This is a genomic window from Streptomyces sp. NRRL WC-3549 (assembly GCF_000721935.1).
GTDB lineage: Bacteria > Actinomycetota > Actinomycetes > Streptomycetales > Streptomycetaceae > Streptomyces.
On the sequence record NZ_KL585425.1, the window covers coordinates 4,825 to 6,848 of the forward strand.

Here is a 2,024-nt window from a genome sequence, read left to right on the forward strand (position 1 = left end):
ATGTGTATAAGAGACAGGGCCGGTCACGGTCGCCTCGGCGCCGTCCGCTCCGATCCCGTGGACGGAGCGCAGGGCGTGGAACCGCGGACCGTGGAACAGCACCCGGCCGTCGTAGGTCTCGGTGTGCCGCGGCGCGGTGAGGCCCTGCGGGACCTCCCAGGCAGCCGGGCGCGGGGCGCTCTCCTCGAAGTCCAGCCGGGCACGGAAGTGCGGTGCGCCCTCCTCCCCGAGCAGTTCCGCCTCCAGGGCGGTGGGCGATCCGGTCGCGGCCGGCCGGCCGCGCAGGGTGAGCCGGTGCCCCGCGTCGTCCAGGTGGGGCAGGGCGACCTTGCTGAAGACGCGGAGGTCGCGCAGCACCAGCGGGCCGGGTCGGGCCGCCAGGCCGCCGCCGCGGCGGCGAACCGGTCGAGGACCAGCGCGACCGGCAGGATCGGTACGCCGGCGACGGAGTGGTCGGCGAGGTAGGGGTGGGTGCGCGCGTCGATCCGCACCTGCGCCGCGGCCGGCTCGCCGAGGGCCGCCATGGCACCCAGGCCGTCCCCGGCCACGACGGCCACCCTCGTGTCGGTGGAGCCGGCGCCCAGTTCGGCGGTGAAGGCGGCAGCGCCCTGGCCGGTGGGGATGAGCGCGACACCGGACCGGCCGAAGTGCGCGGCCAGCGCGGGGGTGACCATTCCGCCGTCCCACGGGCCCCAGGAGACGGACCTCACCAGGCAGTCGGGCCGCCGGGCGCGCTCGGCGCTCGCCACGTGGTTGAGCACCTCGTTGGCCATGGCGTAGTCGCTCTGTCCGGCGTTGCCGAAGACGGCGGCCACCGAGGAGAACAGGACGATCATGCGGAGCGGATCATCCACGGTGGCCGCGAGGAGCCCGCGTACGCCGTCCACCTTGGTGGCCAGGACCTGGTCGAACTGTTCGTCGCTCTTGTCGGCGATCAGCTTGTCCGCCAGTACCCCGGCGCCGTGCACGATCCCGGTGATCGCTCCCCAGTCCCGGCGTACCTCCTCCAGTGCGGCGTGCAGCGCCGCGCCGTCCCGGACGTCCACCGGGACGTACCGGACCCGGGAGCCGGCACGCTCCAGGGCCTCCCGGGTGGACCGGACCTCGCGGGCCGCCAGGATCCTGCGGGCCTCGGCACCGATCTCCGCCGGAGTCACCGGGCCGGAGCGCTCGGCGAGGGCGCGGGTGAGGGCCGCCTCGTCGGTCGCCTCCTCCAGTCCCGGCGGTTCCTCGACGGGCTCGGTACGGCCGAGCAGCACGATGCGGGGCCGGTGGGCCCTGGCCAGCTCCAGCAGGGCGGCCGCGGTCACCCCCCGGGCGCCGCCGGTGGCCACGACGACCGAGTCCGGCCCGACCGCCGTGACCGGCCCGGGTTCCGCCGGCACCGGCAGCGCGACCGGGGTGGTGCGGGTGCCGTCCGCGCGCAGCCCCACCTCCCTCGCCGGTCCGCCGTCGAGCAGTTCACGGACGATCGCGTCGGCGACGGCACCGGCGTCGCGTCCGTCGCACTCGCAGTCGATCACCTTGACCACGGCGTCGGGCCACTCCTTGGCCGCGGTCCTGGCCAGCGCGGCGACACCTCCGAGCCAGGCCCGTTCGGGCCGGGCCCCGCGCAGCCCGAAGTCACCGCCGGTGTCCTGGACGGCGACGAACACCCCGCCCCGGGCGGCGAAGTGCGGCGCGACGGACCGCGCCGCCCGGAAGACGTCCCGCTGCCGTTCCAGTGCCTCCTCCGGTGTACCGACCGGGGCCAGGCCGCCGAGGTGCACGACGGCGCGGGAGCCGGCCGGGACGCCGGACACGACGGTGGCCCGGATCCCGTGGGCGGTCAGCCCGGCCGCCACCGGTTCGGCGATGCCCCGGCCGTCGTCGACCACGCTGACCGGCTCGTCCCCGAGACCGGCCGGGGCCAGTCCGGGGGCGGGGATGTCCACGGCGCGCAGGGCGAACCTGCCGAGGGCGGCCCGCCCGGCCGGCTCCCGCCGCGGCGCGGGCACCGCGTCGCCGGTGCCGGGCTCCTCGAC

The 2,024-nt window shown here is 76.9% G+C and carries 1 protein-coding gene; it reads right to left on the reverse strand.

Annotation, left to right across the window (positions count from 1 at the left end):
- Nucleotides 1-23 precede the first annotated feature (23 nt).
- Nucleotides 24-2,024: SDR family NAD(P)-dependent oxidoreductase (locus IH13_RS0127785; RefSeq protein ID WP_031088719.1), on the reverse strand; the 2,001-nt coding region annotated here is incomplete at its 5' end.